Here is a 17,992-nt window from a genome sequence, read left to right as displayed (position 1 = left end):
CGATTGGCCCAAAAATGCAACGTGCTCCTGCGCAGGCAGGAGTCCAGTCCCGTCCTTTGGGGATTATCGCGCCGTTTGAACTAGGCTCCTGCCTTCGCAGGAGCACGGCGTGCTGGTCCTAAACCCTCTCAACTCCCAGATCCGCCGCGCTGATCCCCAGCCGCCTGATCTGCTCCGCCACCGGAGGCCACACGGCATCCAGGAATCGCGCCCGTTCCATATCCCGCAGCCGCCGCGTGGCGCCGTCCGCGACGAACATGCCGACGCCGCGCTTCACCACGACCAGTTCGTCATCCTGGAAACATTGATAGGCCTTGGCCACCGTCAGCGGATTGGCGCCCTGTTGCGCGGCCAGGGCGCGCACTGAAGGCAGCATGTCGCCGTCTCGAAATTCCCCGTCCAGAATCGAGGCGGCGATGATCTCCCGCAGGCGGAGATAGACGGGTTTGGAGTCGTCGGCCATGGTGCATCAGTGCCATAATACAGCCGTGCGGGTCAAGCCACGCTCTTGCGCCATGTCAGGCTGGATACGTAACTATCTATCCCAAACGGAAACTATATTGTCATATTCTGGCCGGGGCCGTTCTTCCTGTTCTCTTCCCGGCGTACCGATGAAGACGAAGCCCGCGATCCGTTCCTTGCCCTTTGCGAAGGCTGCCCGCACATCCTCATTATAGCAGGCCCAGCCGGTCAGCCAACCGCCAGCAAAGCCCAGGGCATGGGTCGCGTGGAGCAGGTTCATGATCGCCGCCCCTGCCGACAATTCCTGTTCCCAGAGCGGAATCTTGCTGCCCTCCACCGGCGCGGAAAGCGCGACGACCAGCGTCGGAGCCTGATGCGCGAACTGGTGCATCGCCTCTATTTCCAGCCGGCCCGCATCCGGCTTTTCGGCACGATAGGCGGTCTCCAGCAGCGCGGCGAGAGCCTCGCGCTTTTCCAGCGGCACGATCACGAAGCGCCAGGGCGTCAGCTTGCCATGATCGGGCGTGCGCTGCGCCACCTCCAATATCGTGCGGAGCTGGTCGGCATCCGGTCCCGGCGCGATCAGGTCGCGGGGCTTGCCGGATCTGCGGGTCTGGAGAAGCGAGAGCGGAGAGCTGAGGTCATTGAACATGGCGCTCCAGATGGCTCGCCCGCTGATCGGACGCAAGGGCATGGCCGCTCTTTGACAGATGAATAATTTCGGCTCTAGGCTGGCGGCGACAAGGGGTGCGTTCCGCAGGCCCCGCAACAAGATAGGATAAGGGGCCGGATGGCGACCTCCGTTACAACCGCCGCCGGGGCAGGGGCGGGCACAGGCAAGACCTGGCTCGGCCATCCGCGTGGGCTGTTCCTGCTGTTTTTCGTGGAGATGTGGGAACGCTTCTCCTTCTACGGCATGCGCGCGCTGCTGATCTTCTACCTGACGCAGCATTTCCTCTTTTCCGACCGCGACGCCAGCTACGCCTATGGCGCCTATATGTCGCTCATCTATATTTCGCCGCTGATGGGCGGCTATCTGGCGGATCGCTATCTCGGCCAGCGTAAGGCGGTGCTGTTTGGCGGCGTCGTGATCGCCATCGGGCATATCATCCTTGGCATGGAAAGCGACGATGCGGGCGCCATGGGCCTTGGCCTGTTCTGGTTCGGCCTGGCGACGGTGATCACCGGCACCGGCTTCCTCAAATCCAGCGTGTCGGCGCTGGTGGGGCAGCTCTATCCGCGTGACGATATGCGGCGCGACCCGGCCTATACGATCTTCTACATGGGCATCAATCTGGGCGCGACCATCGGTCCGGTCATTTGCGGCTATCTGGGTCAGACATGGGGCTGGCATTGGGGTTTCGGCGCGGCGTCGGTCGGCATGATCGCGGGCGTCATCGGCTTCATGCTGTGCAAGCCGCTGCTACAGGGCCGGGGAGAGCCGCCCGATCCAGCGCGCCTGAAGGAGCGCGTCGGCGGCGTCATCAGCCGCGAATGGCTGGTCTATCTGTCCAGCCTGGCGTCGATCGCGCTTTGCTGGTTCCTGATCCAGAGCCACGCAGTCGTCGGCTGGATGCTGGCGGCGGCGAGCGTCGCCGTCGTGCTGTACATCCTCTGGGAGGCTTTTGGCCGGATGGAGCGGATCGGCCGCGACCGGATGCTGGCGGCGCTGTTCCTGCTGGTCATCAACCCGATCTTCTGGGGCCTGTACGAGCAGACCGGATCGTCGCTCAGCCTGTTCACCGATCGCTACACGAACCGGCATATATTGGGTTTCCATGTCCCGGCGTCGATGTTCCAGTCGGTCAACGCCGCCTATATCCTGATGTTCGGGCCTGTGATCGCGGGTTTGTGGATCTGGCTGGCGAAGCGGGGATGGGAACCCTCCACCCCGGCCAAGTTCGGCATTGCACTGGCGCTGGTCGGCGCTGGCTTCCTGATCCTGGTGGCGGGGACCGGCGCGCCCGGCACGCTGACGCCGGTGCTGTTCATCTTCCTGCTTTATCTCTGCCACACGCTGGGCGAACTCTGCCTGTCGCCGGTCGGCCTTTCCGCCATGTCGAAGCTGGCGCCGTCGCGCATGATCGGCCTGATGATGGGCATCTGGTTCTTGGCCATGGCGCTGGGCGAATATGCCGCCGGGTTGATCGCGGCGGCTACGGGCGGAGAGGGGGGAGCGGCCTCCCGTGGCGATGTGCTGGCGGTCTACAGCCAGATCGGCTGGTGGTCCGTGGGCGCGGGCCTGGTGGTGATGGCGCTGGCGCCGCTGGTGAAGCGGCTGATGCACAGCGATCGCTTTGGAGAGGAAAACGCCTGAACGGGCGTTACTGCGTCGCCCCCCAGATATCGCTTTCGCGGATGAAGCCCTTCTGCCCGCCGACATCGAACGCGCACCAGCCCTTGCCGCAGGAGGAAAGCCGCCCCACCACGCCCTTCTGCGCGCGGAAGAGAGGACGGGCATCCTCGCGGGGGGAATTGCGCATCGGCGCGATGCCGGCAGTGACGATGGCGGTGGGCGTGTCGCTGAGCAGCCGGACATGCATCCAGCCCTGGGTGCCGGTGGAATCCTCGATCTTGCGCCACAGGCCCAGCACCTGCACCACCTTCACCGGCAGGTCGCGGCGGCGATAGACCCAGTTGGACGGGTAATCCAGGCTCGGCCCCACGCGCATGCGCGCCTCGGCCTGCGTCAACGACGCCCAATAGGGAACCGGCTTCGCAGGCGCGGCCCATGCCCCGCCCGTCCAGCACAGCGCGGCGACGATGCCCGCGCCCAGATAGCCCTTCATGCCCATATATTCCCCATCATGCGACCCCGCGACCATAGCCGCTCGCGCCTATGACCGACAACCGCTCTCTTGCACATTGGGGATAAGCGCTTGACCATCGCGCTTACGAAGAATAGCGGCCAGACATGGCCAAGAAACCGCGCCCCGCCAAGCCGCGCGTCATCGTCACGCGCCGCCTGCCTCCCAATGTCGAGGCGCGCATGGCCGATCTGTTCGATACAGTCTTCAATATCGGTGACGTGCCGATGGATCGCGCCGCGCTGACCCGCGCCATGGCGCAGTGCGACGTGCTGGTGCCGGCCGTCAGCGATCAACTGGACGCGGCGTTGATCGAGGCTGCGCCGGAGCGGCTGCAACTGATCGCCAGCTTCGGCAGCGGCGTCGACCATATCGACCTCAACGCAGCGCGGAAGAAGGGGATCATCGTCACCAACACGCCCGGCGTGCTGACCGAAGATACCGCCGACATGACGATGGCGCTGATCCTGACCGTGCCGCGCCGCCTGGCCGAAGGGGAAAAGCTGGTGCGTTCCGGCGCCTGGGCCGGCTGGAGCCCATCGGGGATGCTGGGCCATCGCATCGGCGGCAAGCGGCTGGGCATCATCGGCATGGGCCGCATCGGCCGCGCCGTCGCCCGCCGGGCCGTGGCGTTCGGCCTTTCCATCGCCTATCACAATCGCCACCGCCTGCCCTTCGAAGTGGAGCAGGAATTGCAGGCGCATTGGTATCCGGATGTGGATTCACTGCTGCGCGACTGCGACATCGTTTCCATCCATTGTCCGCTCAATGCCGACAGCCGGTGCATGATCGATGCGCGGCGGATCGCGCTGATGCGGCCTGATGCCTATCTGATCAACACGTCGCGCGCCGAGATCACGGATGAAGCGGCGCTGATCACCGCGCTTGCCGAAGGACGGCTCGCAGGAGCGGGGCTGGACGTCTATACCCATGAGCCGGCGGTCGATCCGCGGCTGCTGGACCTCTCCAACGTCGTGCTGTTGCCGCATATGGGGTCTGCGACGTTCGAGGGACGCGACGCCACCGGGGCGCGGGTGATCGCCAATATCCGGAGCTGGGTCGACGGTCACCGGCCACCCAATCAGGTGCTGGAAGGCTGGGTCTGAACCTGTCGCCGGTGGGATGGTGGAAAGGGTGGAGAGCGGACGCTTCCTGTTTTGTCATTCCCGCGAAGGCGGGAATCCATCTCCCAGCGTTGCATCAAGCGGTTAGGTCAGGAGATGGATCCCCGCCTTCGCGGGAATGACGAACTTCGAAAATGTCCGGAAATGGCCGTTACCGGAAGTGTTTCCAATCTCCAGGTCGCTTACTGCCTCAGCCTCTCAATCGCCTGAGCGAGCGCGACATAGAGCTTGCCCATATCCGACGATAGGATCGCAACGCCCAGCGCATTGCCGTCGCGGGCCGACAGGATGATCCGCAGCATCGATTCGAAATCGTGGATATAGCGGTTCACATGTTCCTGAAATTCAGGATCATTGTCGTAATGCAGGGCTATTTCGCGGGACTCGCCGGCGTCCAGCAGCTTGACCGCGCGCCGGGTGAAGACGCCGCGATCGCCCTTCAGATAGGCTGACCAGGCCGAATCCGTCACATCGTTGGACAGAATCTTGGACACGTCGATCGCCGTGCTGTTCAACGATTCGATGATCAGAGCGGAGCGGCGCGCAAAATGGTCGCGGTCGCGATCTTCGGTGGCGCGTTCGGCCTCTTCGATCCGCGCTTCGACGCTGGCGCTGGTGTCAGCGATGGTCAGAAGCTGGCGGGTCAGGCGATCGGAGGCCTGATGAGCGGCCTTCACGGCTTCCTCGGCCACCTTGGCGACCATCTCGATTTGCGCCGTGACCTTTTCACCTATGGCGCGCCGCATCGCTTCTTCGCTCGCGTCGGCAAGCGCCTCGGCCGCTTCGGGAATGGCTCGGCTGAGCGCCTGACGAGCGCGCTCGGCCGCCTGGTCGGCGGTGTCCTTGACGCGCAGCAGGGCGGTGACGAGCAGCGGGCCTGCGCCTTCGGTGATGCGGGTGGCGTCCTGATGCGCATTGTCGAGCGCGGTGCGCAGCTTTTCCACCAGCTCGCGATTGGCGTCGACGCCGCTCTGCGTGCTTTCCAGCCATTCGGTCAGGCGGCGGCCCTGGCCGCGCAGCAGTTCTTCCGCTTCCTGGGTGCGGCCGAGCAGCGCCTCGGAAATCGCCTCCAGCCGCTCCATTTCCGGCGCGGCGCTGTCGAGCAGGGTACGGCTGGTCTCGATTCGCCCGTTGAACCGCTGAAGCGCTGCGGGGAAGGTTTCATCAAGTTCGCGCACGCTGGAATCGAGCGCCATCATCAGCGTCTCCGCGCTGCCGATCAGCCTTTCGGCGGTCAGTCCGCCGGCGGCCAGCGCCGAGTCGATGCGTTGCGTTTCGGCGGTCAGACGGCTCAACGCCTCGGTCAGCCGCTCGTTGCGGGCCAGCGCAGATTGTTCCATCGCCGCGAAACGGGATTGTGCGGAATCGACCGCATCGTCGAGGCTGCCCTGCAGGCCGGAGACGAGCGCCCGCTGACCCTGCACCAGATCGTTGATCTGGTGCAGGCGGCTTTCGATTTCGCCCACATGATCCGCAAGATTGGTGACGGTTTCATCGCCAATGGCGGCGATGCTGTTGCGCGACCGGGCGATCAGCGTCTCCAGCGCCTCGGTCTGACGGGCGATGCCGTCGTCCGTCAACCTGATGCCTTCATGGGTTTGCGCAATGGCGGCTTCGACCCGCTGGCGCAGTTCCGCCTCGACGGTCTCGGCATCGCGAGACAGGATTGTGAGCGCGGACTGGCTGGTCGCGGCGATCCCGGCCTGCGCGCCTTCGATCAGCGATTTGAGCGACAGAGCCTGAGCCGTCAGATTGGCATCGACCGCCGCCATGGTTTCCTGCGCCCGGCCATGGGTGGTTTCCAGGCGATGCAGCACGTCGATTTCGACGCGGTTCAATTCCTGCGTCAGAAGGGCGATGACGGACTCAGTCGTCTCCGCGATGTCCGCCTTCGTTCGATCCGTCAGCCCGCTCAGGACGACAGACTTCTGCTCGATGTCGAGCCAGCTTTCCTCCATCGCCTTGCGGGCGCTTTGCGTTGTCGCTTCGATCCGGCCCGAAGCCAAGTCCGCCATGCCCGTGACCTCCTGCGTGGCGGAACGGGTGGCTTCCTGTAGCTGGGTGAGCTGGCTCGACAGGCTCTTGGTCGCGGACAGCGTGCGCGCGCGGGCGTCGTCCGACAGTTCGCCCAGCGCATGCAGCCGCGCCTCCAACGCGTCGATGCGTTCCGACAGCGCATGGCCATTGTCGATGATCTGCGCCGACACGCGGGTGGCGCGATCCTCCAGTTCGGGGATCGATGCGATCAGCGTTTCCATCCGCTGGACCAGGGCCAGTCCGGCGCGTTCGGCGGCTTCGGCGCGTTCGGCGGTGCTGTTGGCGCGGCTCGCGATCAGTTCGGCCGACGCTTCCATATTGCTGCTGGCCGCCGCGCCATAGCTGTCGAGCAGTTCCGCCTGATCCTGCATGGTCTGGCGCGCCGTCTCCAACTGACCGGCGATTCGGCCGAGGCGCAGTTCGAGCAGTTCCGCCTCGGTCCTGAGAGCCTGGGCGGTGTCGAGATAGCGGCGGGATTCGCTGCGGCTGTTCCGCAGCAGCAGCAGATAGCAGACGCCGAGCAGGATGAGCGGCACCAGGATCGTCGCGACCAGGCTCGGCCAGGCCGCCGGCCCCGCCCGCCATTGCCCGGACGAAAGCGTGGCCCAGCCGGCAAAGCCGATCCAGGCGATGCCTGCGGCTAGCAGCGCCCATTGGGTGCCGCGCACGCCGCGCTCGCCATTTTCGATGGGGATGCCTTCGTCCTCCAGATCCAAAACGGCCTGTTTCAATAGCAAGCTGTCGTCTGCCCGCGCCGTGTCATCGGCCGCTGCGTCCTTGTCCCGCCAGAATTCGACGATTGTGCTGCCCCCATTCATGGTTGCTATCCTAGCAGCTTTTACGCGCACGAAAATGCCCTGTTACCAAAACTTAACGCAAGCCAGATAGCGTTGACCCCATGTCCTATGACCCAGGCGCCCTGAATGCGGCTTTGGCCGCTGCTGTCGGTGACGACAGGCCGTTGATTGAGGATCTGCGCGTCGCCTTCATGGAAAGCGCGCAGCGGCATCTCGATTTGCTCGGGCGCGCCCGTTGCGACGCCAATTGGCAGCTTGCCGCATGGCGGCTGAAAGGGCTGGCGGCCAGTTTCGGCCTTACCAGCCTGATGACCATGGCCGATGAAGCGGTCGACGCCGCGCCCGGCGATCCGCGCATCCTGCGGCGCTTGCGGGCGTTGATTGACGATCTTGCGCGGGGGTGATGCGTGACGCTGCTTGCGTGAACGCGTCCGCCTTGTAACAAGGTGGCAGAACAACGATCGGGTCGGTTTCATCACGCATGACTTTTGCGGCTATTCTCAGCGCGAGCCGGGCCGGTGGCGATTCGGCCGGGTCGCTGCGCGGCAGTCTGCATTTCGCCGGGCAGACGCTGGTGGAATATCAGGCGCGGCAGGCCGTGCGCGCGGGCGCCGACCGGGTGATGATCCTGGTCAGCGTCATCACCCCGGCTCTGTCGCAGGTGGTCGACCGGCTGTCGGCGGACGGCATTGCCGTCGCGCTGGTGCGGGACATGGTGTCGATGGTGCGCGATGCGCCGCGTGACGCCGATACGCTGCTGGTCGCGGATGGAGCGATCATCGGACAGAACTATTTCGAGGCGATGGCGGGCCATGAGGGCAATGCCCTGCTGGTGACGGACGACAGCCGCGCCAGCGCGCCGTTCGAACGGATCGATGCCGGTCAGCGCTGGGCAGGGTTGGCGCGGGTCAGCCCGGACCTGTTGTTCAACACGCTCGACATGATCGGTGACTGGGATCTGGCGCTGACCCTGGTGCGGGCCGCGGTGCAGGCCGGGGCGCGGCGGGTCACCGTGCCGCAGGACGATCTGCTGGAAGGCCGGGTGGCGCTGGTCGAGGCGCAGGAACAGGCCGATCTGGCGGCCCAGGCGGTACTCTCCCACGGGCCGCGGCAACGGCGGGTAAGGGGCGCGGCGGAACATTATCTGCTGGGTCCGGTCGCGCGGTTGATCAGCCCGGCGTTGATGCGCATGCAGGTTCCCGCCCTGCAGGTGCGGATCGCGGCCATGGCGCTGGGTGCGATCGCGCTGGTGCCGATCGAACTGCTTTGGACCGGGGCGGGCTTTTGCCTGTTGCTGCTGTCGCTGTTGATGGCGGAAACCGCCGACCGGCTGGACGAAATGGCGTTGCGGCCGCTGCCCATGGGCTGGACGGCCTTTGTCGCGCCCGCTTTCGCGGTGGGCGGGATAGCGCTGGCGGCGCAAGGCGCCACGCCGCTTTATCTGGCGCTGCTGCTGGCGATCATCCAGTTGGCCGACCGCGGGCAAAAGATGGGCGCGGCGCGGCCGTGGACGATCTTTACCCCTGCCAGCGCGCTGCTGCCGTTGCTGGCGGGGGCGCTCTTGGGCGTGCTGCCGCTGATGTTCGATCTTGCGATGCTATGCGCCATTGCCTCTGCCGGAGCGATGATCCTGCTGCGGCGGGTTTGAGCGATTTTGCTCGTTACGGTTTAGTGCATTTTAACGACGTGCCATTATGCTGGCCGATATGAGCGCCTTTTCGTCCCTGATCGGACCGACCCAGGCGGACTGCTGGCCAATGGCGCAAGTCATGGCGGGCATGTCCGCCGTTCCTGTTGGTCATGCCATTGATCTGGCGTTTTTCTTTCCCGATGAGGGGCGGGAGCGGCACGATGCGCTGGTGGCGGAAACCCGGCGGCATCTGGGCGGATGCCTGACCGCGATCGAGATCGGATTGCGCTTGGCGCTGGAGGAAACGCCCGAAATCGCAGCAGCCCTGGCGCAATGGCCGCGGCCTGTCTGCTGGCCGACCCTGCGCGCGCAGCCGACCCTGCTGGGACCGGCGCTACTCGCCCATATGCAGATGCGGGGCGGGATCAGCCTGATGCTGCGCCAATTTGGCGTGTCCGATGGCAACGCTGGCGGCGAATCGGAAGCGGAGTCGCTGTTTCCCGCCGACGATCCTGCCTTGGGGAATGCGCTGGCGGCGCTGATGTTGGCCGAGGGGCGATGGCTGATGACGGCGGCGGAGGATCAGCCGATGCAGCCCGATCTGCCTGCGGATTTTTTCGCGGAATTGCTGTGGACGGCGGCGGCTTGCCTGGCGGCGATCGTCCAGCGGAGCGGCCTGATGGAGCCCGAGGCGGTGTTGCCCTTGGTCGAAGCGGCGGCGCAGCGGCTGCTCGCGCGGCATGATGAGGCTTTGGGACCGATTGCGGCGGCCGACAGGCTGGTCCGTCAACTGGGCGATGGGGCAGACGCGCCGGAATTGATGGGCGCGGCGCTGGGGCAGAGGCAATTTCTGTTGTTTGCGGCGCTGGCCGGACGGCGGTTGCGGATGGAGAGCGCGCAGGTCGCTGACATATTGGTCATGGGGCCGGTGGGACAGGTCGCCGCGCTCTGCCGCGCCCTCGGGGGATCGGATGCAGATTACCGGCATTTGCTGCTGGCGTTGCGGCCGGTGCGGCCGTCCCTGTCCGACGCGGCGATTGTCGGGGAAGCGGTGCGCTATCAGGATCTCACCATGGCGCAGGCGGATGCGGCGGTGAACGCCCTGCGCGCGCCCGCGGCGCTGCGGGCCAAGCTCGATCATCTGCTGCGGATTAGCGGTTGATGAACATGCCGGCGCATCCTGCCATCATCCGGGCGACAGTCGCTGCGGACGGTCGGCTGCTGAGTGCGGATGCGCCCTTGCTCGCCTTGCAGCAGGAGGCAGGGGGGGATTTGGGAACTATGCTGGCGATCCCGCAACTGGCGGCGATGGTTCGGCTGGCTGGACATCTGGGAATCGCGCTGTCGCGGCCTGTCGTCGCTGCGGCGGAACGCGGCGATATCGACATGTGGGTGCGCGCCAGGCCGGAAGCGGAACTGGTTCAGCTTGCCGTCATCGATTGGCATGAGCGGCAGCCGGCTGTCGCGCCGGTCGATCTGATGCGGCGGGATACCCACATCGCCGCCCTGTCGGACGGCTGGACATGGCAGATCGACACGCAATTGCGGTTCCAGATGGTGCTGGAGGGCTTTGGCGAAGAGGGCGCGCTGCCTTCGGCGGCGCCCGTGCCGGGCAGCCGCTTCACCAGCTATTTCGAATTGCGTCCGGATGCGGACGGCGATCTGTCGATCCTGCGCGGCTTTGCCCAGCGGCGCGCCTTTCGCGATCAGGTTGCGGCGCTGACCGGCGATGCTGCGCAGCGCTTCATGCTGTCGGGCTTTCCGATGTTCGATCTGGCCGGGCAATTGGTGGGCTATCGCGGGAAGGCGCTGCCGCTGGATCGCGCAGTGGCGGCGCCACTCGCCGCGCCGGAGCCGGTGGTGTTCTATCCCGCCGAGTTCGGCAAAAGGCTGGACCGCTCGTTGCGCCAGCCTTTGGGCCGGATCATCGCCAATGCGGATTCGATCGGTGCGCAATTGGAAGGGCCGTTGCGGCCGGATTATGTCGGCTATGCCCATGACATATCGGCGGCGGGGCGGCATTTGATGGCGCTGATCGACGATCTGGCCGATCTGCAAGCGATCGACCGGCCCGATTTCAGCGTGATAGCCGAAGAGATCGATCTGGCCGACATAGGGAGACGGGCCGCCGGGCTGTTCCTGGTCAAGGCGCTGGATCGCGGGATTTGCGTGGTGGCGCCCGCGCCGGAGGTGAAGCAGCCTGCGGTCGGGGAATTCCGCCGTGCCTTACAGATATTGATGAACCTTGTCGGCAATGCGGTCCGCTATGCGCCCGAAGGATCGACCGTGCGGATCGAGACTGGCCGGGAAGCCGGGCAAGCCTGGATTGCGGTGCTGGACCGGGGGGATGGCATTCCCGCGGACAGCCGTGAGCGCATCTTCGACAAGTTCGAGCGACTGGGCCGCAGCGATGCGGGCGGCAGCGGATTGGGGCTTTATATTTCGCGGCGTCTGGCGCGAGCGATGGATGGAGATATCCGCATCGACGACGCGCCGGAAGGGGGCGCGCACTTTACGCTTTTGCTTCCTGTTTTTGCGGGGTAGCCAAGGGGAAGGGCCGGTAGCGGACGTTCTGTTCCGCGCTGTTTTCCTTGAAGCGCAGCGTGCTCCTGCGAAGGCAGGAGTCCAGTTCCTACGGTGCGATGATCCACAAGCGGCGGAACTGGGTTCCTGCCTTCGCAGGAACACGGATGCGCTCAATGGCAGCTAATGGCTATTTTTGTAAAACATCACATGTTCCGGCTGAAAAAAAACGGCGCCTATCGGGCGCCGTTTCTCTTTTCTCATTGTCAGCGCCGCTTAGCGCTTTTCGACCGGGACATAGTCGCGCTGCGCGGGTCCAGTGTAGAGCTGGCGCGGACGGCCGATCTTCTGCGCGGGGTCCGAAATCATTTCGTTCCACTGCGCGACCCAGCCGACGGTGCGGGCGAGCGCGAACAGCACGGTGAACATCTCGGTCGGGAAGCCGATGGCCGAGAGGATCACGCCCGAATAGAAGTCGACATTCGGATAGAGCTTCTTTTCGACAAAATAAGGATCGTGAAGCGCGATCTGCTCCAGTTCCTTCGCCACGTCGAAGATCGGGTCGTTCACGCCCAGCTTGGCCAGAACATCCTTCGCGGTCTTCTGCATCACGGTCGCGCGCGGATCGTAATTCTTGTAGACGCGGTGGCCAAAGCCCATCAGGCGGAACGGATCGTCCTTGTTTTTGGCGCGGGCGATATATTCGGGAATGCGATCGACGGTGCCGATTTCGCGCAGCATGTTGAGCGCCGCTTCGTTCGCGCCGCCATGCGCCGGACCCCAGAGGCAGGCGATGCCGGCAGCGATGCAGGCGAAGGGATTGGCGCCCGACGAACCGGCCAGACGCACGGTCGAGGTCGACGCATTCTGTTCATGGTCGGCATGGAGCGTGAAGATCTTGTCCATCGCATCGACGATGACCGGATCGGGCTCATATTCTTCCGCCGGGACGGAGAAGGTCATGCGCAGGAAGTTGGCGGTGTAGCTCAAATCGTTGCGCGGATAGACGAAGGGCTGACCCACCGAATATTTATACGCCATGGCCGCGATCGTGGGCATCTTGGCGATCAGGCGGTGGCTGGCGATCTTGCGCTGTTCCGGATCGTTGATGTCGGTCGAATCATGGTAGAAGGCCGACAGCGCGCCAACCACGCCGCACATGATCGCCATCGGGTGCGCGTCGCGGCGGAAACCGCGGTAGAAGGTGGTGAGCTGTTCATGCACCATGGTGTGGCGCGTGATCGTGCGGGTGAAATCCTCCAGCTCCTTCTTGGACGGCAGTTCGCCGTTGAGGAGCAGGTAGCTGACTTCCATGAAGGTCGACTGCTCGGCAAGCTGGTCGATCGGATAGCCGCGATGCAGCAGCACGCCGGCGTCGCCATCGATATAGGTCAGGCCCGAATCGCAGCTCGCGGTCGAGGTGAAGCCCGGATCATAGGTAAACATGCCGGTGTTGGCGTAAAGCTTGCGAACATCGATGACCTGCGGGCCGACCGTGCCATTCAGAATGGCATAGTCTTTCGCGTCGCCTCCGACGGTCAAAGTGGCATTATTATCCGACATGCTGTTCTCCTGATACTTCAATCGGCCGATGCGTGCCTCACAGCGGCCAATCGTTCCAAGCTCTCCGCCTTCCCCAAAAGGAAAAGGACGTCGAAAATTCCCGGCGAAACCGTGCGACCGGTCAGCGCCGCGCGCAAAGGCTGCGCGACCTTTCCAAGCCCGAGGCTGGCATCCTCTGCCACGCGGCGTATTGCTTCCTCGATCGCTTCGACCGTCCAGGACTGGATGGGTGCAAGAGCGTCGGCTGTCTGTCCCAGCAGCGCGCGCGCCGAGTCGTCTAGCAGAGCAAGAGCCTTCTCGTCAAAATCGAGCGGGCAATTTTTGAACAAGAATTCGGCCCCCTCCGCAATTTCGTTAAGCGTCTTGGCGCGGGGTTTCAGCGACGCCATGGCGTCGGTCAGCAGCTTTTCGGCGCCTTCGGGCAAGGGAGTGCCCAGCCTTTCCCCGATTCGCGGCGCGACCAGCGCAGCCAGGCGCGCATCATCGGCTTCGCGCAGATAATGGCCGTTCAGATTTTCCAGCTTCTTGATGTCGAAGCGTGAAGGTGAGCGGCCGACGCCCGTGATATCAAAAAGTTCGACGGCGCGGTCGAGGGAGATGATCTCTTCATCGCCATGGCCCCAGCCGAGTCGCAGCAGATAGTTGAGCACCGCTTCGGGCAGCATGCCCATTTCGTCGCGATAAGCGTCAACGCCCAGCGCGCCGTGGCGCTTGGAGAGTTTCGCGCCATCCGATCCGTGGATCAGCGGGATATGGGCGTAGACTGGCTCTTCCCAACCCATGGCTTTGATGATGCCAAGCTGGCGGAACGCATTGTTGAGATGGTCGTCGCCGCGAATGACATGAGTGACGCCCATGTCATGATCGTCGACCACCACGGCCAGCATATAAGTAGGCGTGCCGTCGGAGCGCAGCAGGATCATATCGTCCAGCTCCGCATTTTGGACGACGACGCGGCCCTGCACGGCGTCCTCGATCACCGTTTCGCCTTCGCGCGGCGCTTTCAGGCGGATGACGAAGGGTGCGCCTTCAGGCGCCTCCTCGATCGAGCGGTCGCGCCAGCGCCCGTCATAGCGCATGGGTTGCTTCGCGGCGCGCTGCTGCTCGCGCAGTTCCGCCAGTTCCTCGGGCGACGCATAGCAGCGATAGGCATGACCGGCGGCGAGCAACTGGTTCGCCACTTCGGCATGGCGGGGGGTGCGCTCGAACTGGAAGACCGCGGGTTCGTCGCCGCCCAGACCCAGCCATTCCAGGCCGTCGAAAATCGCGGTCACGGCTTCCTCAGTGGAACGCGCCCGGTCCGTGTCCTCGATCCGCAGCAGGAACTTGCCGCCATGATGACGCGCGAACAGCCAGTTGAAGAGCGCGGTGCGCGCGCCGCCGATATGAAGAAAACCGGTAGGCGAGGGCGCAAAACGGGTTACTACCTGTTTGTTCGAACCCGTAGCACTCACCGCTTCATTCCCTGACATTCGCCCTGATATCCACCCGGCCTATCCATGATCGCGACGCCCCCTAGCATGGCTTTCGAGCCACGACAAACCTCCGTTGTCACTTCCGCCCGGGCAAGGGCGGAACGGATTCGGCGCGGCTTGGAACTTTGGCTGGAGGAAGAGCGCGAGCGGCTGCCGCTTTGGGTTCCGGTTGCCTTGGCTGTTGGTATTGCGGCCTGGTTCGCCTTGCCTAATAGATTGCAATGGCTTGCCTTTTGCTGCGCCATGTTGGCGGGGGCATGCGCCGCGCTTGTTTTGCCGATCGGCGGACGGGTGCGTCAGGCGATCCTGGCGGGCAGCCTTTTGGCCTGTGCAGGATGCCTGCTGGTCTGGGCAAAGGCGATGATGTGGGGCGCGCCGCCCTTGCCTCGGGCGGCTTTTGTCGAGCTGACGGGGGAGGTCAGATCGGTCGACCGGCGCCCTGCGCAGAAGATGAGTCGCGTGCTGGTTCGTCCGATCGGCATGCCCGCGCTGCCGTCTCTGATACGCGTCAATCTTGACGATGCGCTGATGCCGGCGGGTATCGGGGAGGGGGCGGTCCTGCGCTTCCGGACGAGGCTGATGCCGCCTGCACCACCCAGCCTGCCGGGCGGCTATGATTTCGCGCGCCGGGCCTATTTTGACGGGATCGGTGCGACCGGGCGCGTGCTGCGGCCGATCACCGTCCTGCGGCCCGCGACGGCGGGGCCGCCGCTCAGGGCTCGGCTGTTCGCGCATATTCTGGAACGGGTTCCGGGGAAGGGCGCAGGCATTGCCGCCGCTCTGGCTACGGGGGATCAAGGCGCGATTTCCGAAGTCGATGCCGCGGCGATGCGGCGGAGCGGGCTTGCTCACCTTCTGTCCATCAGCGGCCTGCATGTCACGGCCTTGATCGCGGCGGTGATTTTCCTGCTGATGCGGGCGATGGCGCTGAGCCGTCGGGCGGCGCTCGACTGGCCCCTGATGCTGGTCGCGGCGGGCGGCGGGGCTTTGGCGGGTATCGGTTATACGCTTCTGACGGGTGCGGAAGTGCCGACCGTGCGGTCATGCGTCGCTGCCTTGCTGGTCCTGGGCGGGCTGGCAATGGGGCGGGACGCGATCACGCTCAGGCTGGTGGCGGCGGGCGCGTTGGTGGTGCTGATCCTCTGGCCCGAAGCGCTGGTGGGGCCGAGTTTCCAGATGAGTTTCGCCGCGGTGGTCGCCCTGGTGTCGCTGGGTGAGCATCCGCGCTTTCGTGCTTTCCTGTCGGCGCGGGACGAAGAAATATGGCGCCGGATCGCCCGCAATCTTATGGGCATGCTGGCGACGGGACTGGTGGTCGAACTGGTGCTGGCCCCCATCGCGCTTTTTCATTTCCACAAGGCGGGCATGCTGGGTTCGGTCGCCAATCTAGTGGCCATACCGCTCACCACTCTGGTCGTCATGCCGTTGGAGGCGATGGCCTTGCTGTTCGATATGGGCGGATGGGGCGCCCCCTTCTGGTGGCTCACCGCCCGCTCGCTGGACCTGTTGCTGCTGGTTGCGCATGGGGTGGCGTCCAGCCCCGGGGCGGTGGTTCTGGCGCCCGGGCAATCGGGGGTGGTGTTCGGCTTCATCCTGTCAGGCATGTTGTGGTGCCTGTTATGGCGAAGCCGGTGGCGCTGGGCGGGTTTGATGCCAGTGACGGCTGGCGTGGTGATGATCGTGACCAGTTCGCCACCCGCCATCTTGATAACGGGAGATGGTCGCCATGTCGCGGTCCGGACTGCGAATGACGGCATGGCGACGCTGCGCGGGCGGGCGGGCAGCTATGTGCGGGAGGTCATGGCGGAAAGCGCGGGCTATGACGGCACGCTGGAGGCAATGGCGGCGTTGCCGCAAGCCCGCTGTTCTCCCGATCTTTGCGCCGTTCGCGTGACGGGCGGAGGCCGGAACTGGAACCTGCTGCTGACGCGAAGCAGCATGAAGATCGACAATGCCATATTGGCGCGGGATTGCGCGCGCGTCGATATCGTCGTCAGCGATCGGCGCCTGCCGGGGGTCTGCCGACCGCGCTGGTTGAAGGTGGATCGACGATCCCTGGCCGCAACGGGCGGCCTTGCCATCGATCTCGACCATGGCTCCATCCGCAGCGTGAAGACCGGGAATGACGAGCATCCCTGGGTCGCGCGGCCTTTGGGTCGACCGCGCGGATTGCCGGGTCGTCAGTTATAGCGCCGCAATAACCCCGCCAGCTTTCCCTGTATCCGGACCTGCTGCGGATTGTAGATTTGCGGTTCATAGGCACTGTTGGCGGGATCGAGCCGAACCTTCTGTCCTTCGCGGTGGAAATATTTGAGGGTGGCCTCATTCTCGTCGATCAGCGCGACCACGATCTGTCCTTCGCGCGCCACCTCGGTGCGCTGGATGAGCGCGAAGTCGCCGTCGAGTATTCCCGCCTCGACCATGGAATCGCCTGCCACTTCCAACGCATAATGATCTCCGGTCCCGAGCAGCGCCGCGGGGACGGAGAGCATATTCTGCCCCTCCAACGCTTCGATCGGCACGCCCGCCGCGATGCGGCCGTGCAGCGGAATCTCAAGGATGTCATTGGCGGCAGGCGGCGTGATCAACGCCGGTCCGGTCGCCAAGGGGGCTTTGAGCGGCGCAATGAGCTTGGGCGCGCGATGCATGGCGTCGGGAAGCTTGAGCACCTCCAGCGCACGGGCGCGATTGGGCAGGCGGCGAATGAAGCCGCGCTCCTCCAACGCGTTGATTAGGCGGTGAATGCCGGATTTGGACCGCAGGTCCAGCGCTTCCTTCATCTCCTCGAAAGAGGGGGAGACGCCTCCCTCCTCCAGCCGGGTCTGAATGAAGCTCAGCAATTCCTGTTGCTTGGGTGTCAACATCTCGCCTTGCCCTCCTTGGAACGTATGGGGAACGCATAGGAAACGGAAAGGGGTAAGTCAAGCGCCTGGTTATTATCCCTTTCCGACAAGTAGCGATATCCGCTATATGCGATCCCCATGCCGAAGGAGATTCGGCATGAAGGGGGCAAGATGGCAAAGTTCAGCCAATCAATGGAGCGCCTACTCTCGGTGGCTTCATCGCTATTCACTTTTTCAGGCTCCATCGTTCCGGGCACGATTTTGGGCATCGTGATGGCCTATCTTTCTCAGGGCGTGGGCCTCATCAATCAATTCGGCGCTTTTGGATGGATAGCCTGCGGCTTGGTGACGTTCTTACTTACCAGCATGTCCTTCGCACTATTCGCCAAGACGCAGCTCTGGAGAGTCGAAAGAAGGCATCGGGCACGACTGGACGGGGAGGGCTTAGATTTTGATCCAATGGCGCGGGTTTATCAGAATAAGAGGCTGTATTTACGCGATCTGGCGCCGCTTGGACGTAAGCGTGTCAACGGTAAGAAGTTTATTAATTGCGAGATAATCGGCCCCGGAACTGCTATCATAGGAATGAACACCGATCCTTCTAAGAGCCTGTCTTGAATCTCATGCGTAACGAGCGATGCGTCGGATGAGGACGATGGCAGCGGCGGCATAGAGAAGCGCGGTTGCGGATTTGATAGTCCGCTCGAAGTCTTTGGCGAGGCGACGATTGC

General features: G+C 64.3%; 15 protein-coding genes and 1 pseudogene. 8 read left to right on the top strand and 8 right to left on the bottom strand.

Translation table 11 applies throughout. The features are described 5' to 3' along the window. Positions 1–118 precede the first annotated feature (118 nt). A complete protein-coding gene (locus tag HHL26_RS12565; RefSeq protein WP_066555782.1) occupies positions 119–463 on the bottom strand; it encodes a GntR family transcriptional regulator in 345 nt (114 codons plus the stop codon). Positions 464–535: 72 nt separating this feature from the next. Further along, on the bottom strand, positions 536–1,114 hold the full coding sequence (locus HHL26_RS12560) for a nitroreductase (RefSeq protein ID WP_066561519.1): 579 nt from the start codon (positions 1,112–1,114) through the stop codon (positions 536–538). 138 nt (positions 1,115–1,252) lie between these two features. On the opposite strand from HHL26_RS12560, the gene HHL26_RS12555 reads away from it, so the two are divergent. Next, positions 1,253–2,779, top strand: coding sequence for a peptide MFS transporter (locus HHL26_RS12555; protein ID WP_066555785.1), 1,527 nt, complete (start codon positions 1,253–1,255; stop codon positions 2,777–2,779). 7 nt (positions 2,780–2,786) lie between these two features. Here the strand turns inward: HHL26_RS12555 and HHL26_RS12550 are convergent, their stop codons facing one another. After that, on the bottom strand, positions 2,787–3,257 hold the full coding sequence (locus tag HHL26_RS12550) for an SH3 domain-containing protein (RefSeq protein ID WP_066561521.1): 471 nt from the start codon (positions 3,255–3,257) through the stop codon (positions 2,787–2,789). A 119-nt stretch (positions 3,258–3,376) separates the two neighbouring features. Here HHL26_RS12550 and HHL26_RS12545 point away from each other — a divergent pair, with 119 nt between their 5' ends. Next, a complete protein-coding gene (locus HHL26_RS12545; protein WP_066555786.1) occupies positions 3,377–4,375 on the top strand; it encodes a D-glycerate dehydrogenase in 999 nt (332 codons plus the stop codon). Between the two features lie 200 nt (positions 4,376–4,575). Here the strand turns inward: HHL26_RS12545 and HHL26_RS12540 are convergent, their stop codons facing one another. Then, positions 4,576–7,248, bottom strand: a complete 2,673-nt coding sequence (locus HHL26_RS12540; RefSeq protein ID WP_066555788.1) for a hypothetical protein — start codon at positions 7,246–7,248, stop codon at positions 4,576–4,578. Positions 7,249–7,328: 80 nt separating this feature from the next. Here HHL26_RS12540 and HHL26_RS12535 point away from each other — a divergent pair, with 80 nt between their 5' ends. The 4 genes from HHL26_RS12535 (at position 7,329) to HHL26_RS12520 (ending at position 11,401) form a co-directional block, all read left to right on the top strand. Then, entirely contained in the window at positions 7,329–7,631 is a 303-nt protein-coding gene (locus HHL26_RS12535; protein ID WP_066555790.1) for an Hpt domain-containing protein, read from the top strand. A 77-nt stretch (positions 7,632–7,708) separates the two neighbouring features. After that, positions 7,709–8,875 carry a hypothetical protein gene (locus HHL26_RS12530; protein ID WP_066555791.1) on the top strand — a complete coding sequence of 389 codons (1,167 nt, stop codon included), beginning with the start codon at positions 7,709–7,711 and terminating at the stop codon, positions 8,873–8,875. 46 nt (positions 8,876–8,921) lie between these two features. After that, positions 8,922–10,019, top strand: a complete 1,098-nt coding sequence (locus HHL26_RS12525) for a DUF2336 domain-containing protein (protein WP_082748474.1) — start codon at positions 8,922–8,924, stop codon at positions 10,017–10,019. After that, on the top strand, positions 10,019–11,401 hold the full coding sequence (locus HHL26_RS12520; protein ID WP_066555792.1) for a HAMP domain-containing sensor histidine kinase: 1,383 nt from the start codon (positions 10,019–10,021) through the stop codon (positions 11,399–11,401). Before HHL26_RS12525 ends, HHL26_RS12520 begins: the two co-directional genes overlap by 1 nt. Positions 11,402–11,656: 255 nt before the next feature. On the opposite strand, the gene HHL26_RS12515 is transcribed toward HHL26_RS12520, so the two are convergent. Both HHL26_RS12515 and gltX read right to left on the bottom strand, forming a co-directional pair. Continuing rightward, positions 11,657–12,943: a citrate synthase gene (locus tag HHL26_RS12515; protein ID WP_066561525.1), complete on the bottom strand. Its 1,287-nt coding sequence runs from the start codon at positions 12,941–12,943 to the stop codon at positions 11,657–11,659. Positions 12,944–12,960: 17 nt separating this feature from the next. After that, complete coding sequence (gene gltX, locus HHL26_RS12510; protein WP_066555793.1) at positions 12,961–14,415, bottom strand: glutamate--tRNA ligase; 1,455 nt, start codon at positions 14,413–14,415, stop codon at positions 12,961–12,963. Between the two features lie 120 nt (positions 14,416–14,535). Between gltX and HHL26_RS12505 the strand changes: the two genes are divergently transcribed. Beyond that, on the top strand, positions 14,536–16,608 hold the full coding sequence (locus HHL26_RS12505) for a ComEC/Rec2 family competence protein (protein ID WP_066555801.1): 2,073 nt from the start codon (positions 14,536–14,538) through the stop codon (positions 16,606–16,608). Here HHL26_RS12505 and lexA read toward each other — a convergent pair. Then, the gene (gene lexA / locus HHL26_RS12500) at positions 16,599–17,282 is read right to left on the bottom strand and encodes a transcriptional repressor LexA (protein ID WP_066555803.1); all 684 of its coding nucleotides are present in this window, start codon (positions 17,280–17,282) and stop codon (positions 16,599–16,601) included. The genes HHL26_RS12505 and lexA overlap by 10 nt on opposite strands. 150 nt (positions 17,283–17,432) lie before the next feature. Between lexA and HHL26_RS12495 the strand changes: the two genes are divergently transcribed. After that, on the top strand, positions 17,433–17,879 hold the full coding sequence (locus HHL26_RS12495) for a hypothetical protein (RefSeq protein WP_169576128.1): 447 nt from the start codon (positions 17,433–17,435) through the stop codon (positions 17,877–17,879). Positions 17,880–17,882: 3 nt separating this feature from the next. Here HHL26_RS12495 and HHL26_RS12490 read toward each other — a convergent pair. After that, positions 17,883–17,992 (bottom strand): annotated as a pseudogene (locus HHL26_RS12490) (IS5/IS1182 family transposase); the annotation flags it as partial.

Source organism: Sphingobium sp. TB-6 (assembly GCF_012927365.1).
Taxonomy (GTDB): Bacteria; Pseudomonadota; Alphaproteobacteria; order Sphingomonadales; family Sphingomonadaceae; genus Sphingobium.
Note: the sequence above shows the minus strand (reverse complement) of the source record. Positions and strands in the feature narration are given on the sequence as shown.

Coding starts and splice junctions, on each gene's coding strand:
- HHL26_RS12565 (WP_066555782.1), bottom strand. CDS start 463: ATGGCCGACGACTCCAAACCCGTCTATCTCCGCCTGCGGGAGATCATC.
- HHL26_RS12560 (WP_066561519.1), bottom strand. CDS start 1,114: ATGTTCAATGACCTCAGCTCTCCGCTCTCGCTTCTCCAGACCCGCAGA.
- HHL26_RS12555 (WP_066555785.1), top strand. CDS start 1,253: ATGGCGACCTCCGTTACAACCGCCGCCGGGGCAGGGGCGGGCACAGGC.
- HHL26_RS12550 (WP_066561521.1), bottom strand. CDS start 3,257: ATGGGCATGAAGGGCTATCTGGGCGCGGGCATCGTCGCCGCGCTGTGC.
- HHL26_RS12545 (WP_066555786.1), top strand. CDS start 3,377: ATGGCCAAGAAACCGCGCCCCGCCAAGCCGCGCGTCATCGTCACGCGC.
- HHL26_RS12540 (WP_066555788.1), bottom strand. CDS start 7,248: ATGAATGGGGGCAGCACAATCGTCGAATTCTGGCGGGACAAGGACGCA.
- HHL26_RS12535 (WP_066555790.1), top strand. CDS start 7,329: ATGTCCTATGACCCAGGCGCCCTGAATGCGGCTTTGGCCGCTGCTGTC.
- HHL26_RS12530 (WP_066555791.1), top strand. CDS start 7,709: ATGACTTTTGCGGCTATTCTCAGCGCGAGCCGGGCCGGTGGCGATTCG.
- HHL26_RS12525 (WP_082748474.1), top strand. CDS start 8,922: ATGCTGGCCGATATGAGCGCCTTTTCGTCCCTGATCGGACCGACCCAG.
- HHL26_RS12520 (WP_066555792.1), top strand. CDS start 10,019: ATGAACATGCCGGCGCATCCTGCCATCATCCGGGCGACAGTCGCTGCG.
- HHL26_RS12515 (WP_066561525.1), bottom strand. CDS start 12,943: ATGTCGGATAATAATGCCACTTTGACCGTCGGAGGCGACGCGAAAGAC.
- gltX (WP_066555793.1), bottom strand. CDS start 14,415: ATGTCAGGGAATGAAGCGGTGAGTGCTACGGGTTCGAACAAACAGGTA.
- lexA (WP_066555803.1), bottom strand. CDS start 17,282: ATGTTGACACCCAAGCAACAGGAATTGCTGAGCTTCATTCAGACCCGG.
- HHL26_RS12495 (WP_169576128.1), top strand. CDS start 17,433: ATGGCAAAGTTCAGCCAATCAATGGAGCGCCTACTCTCGGTGGCTTCA.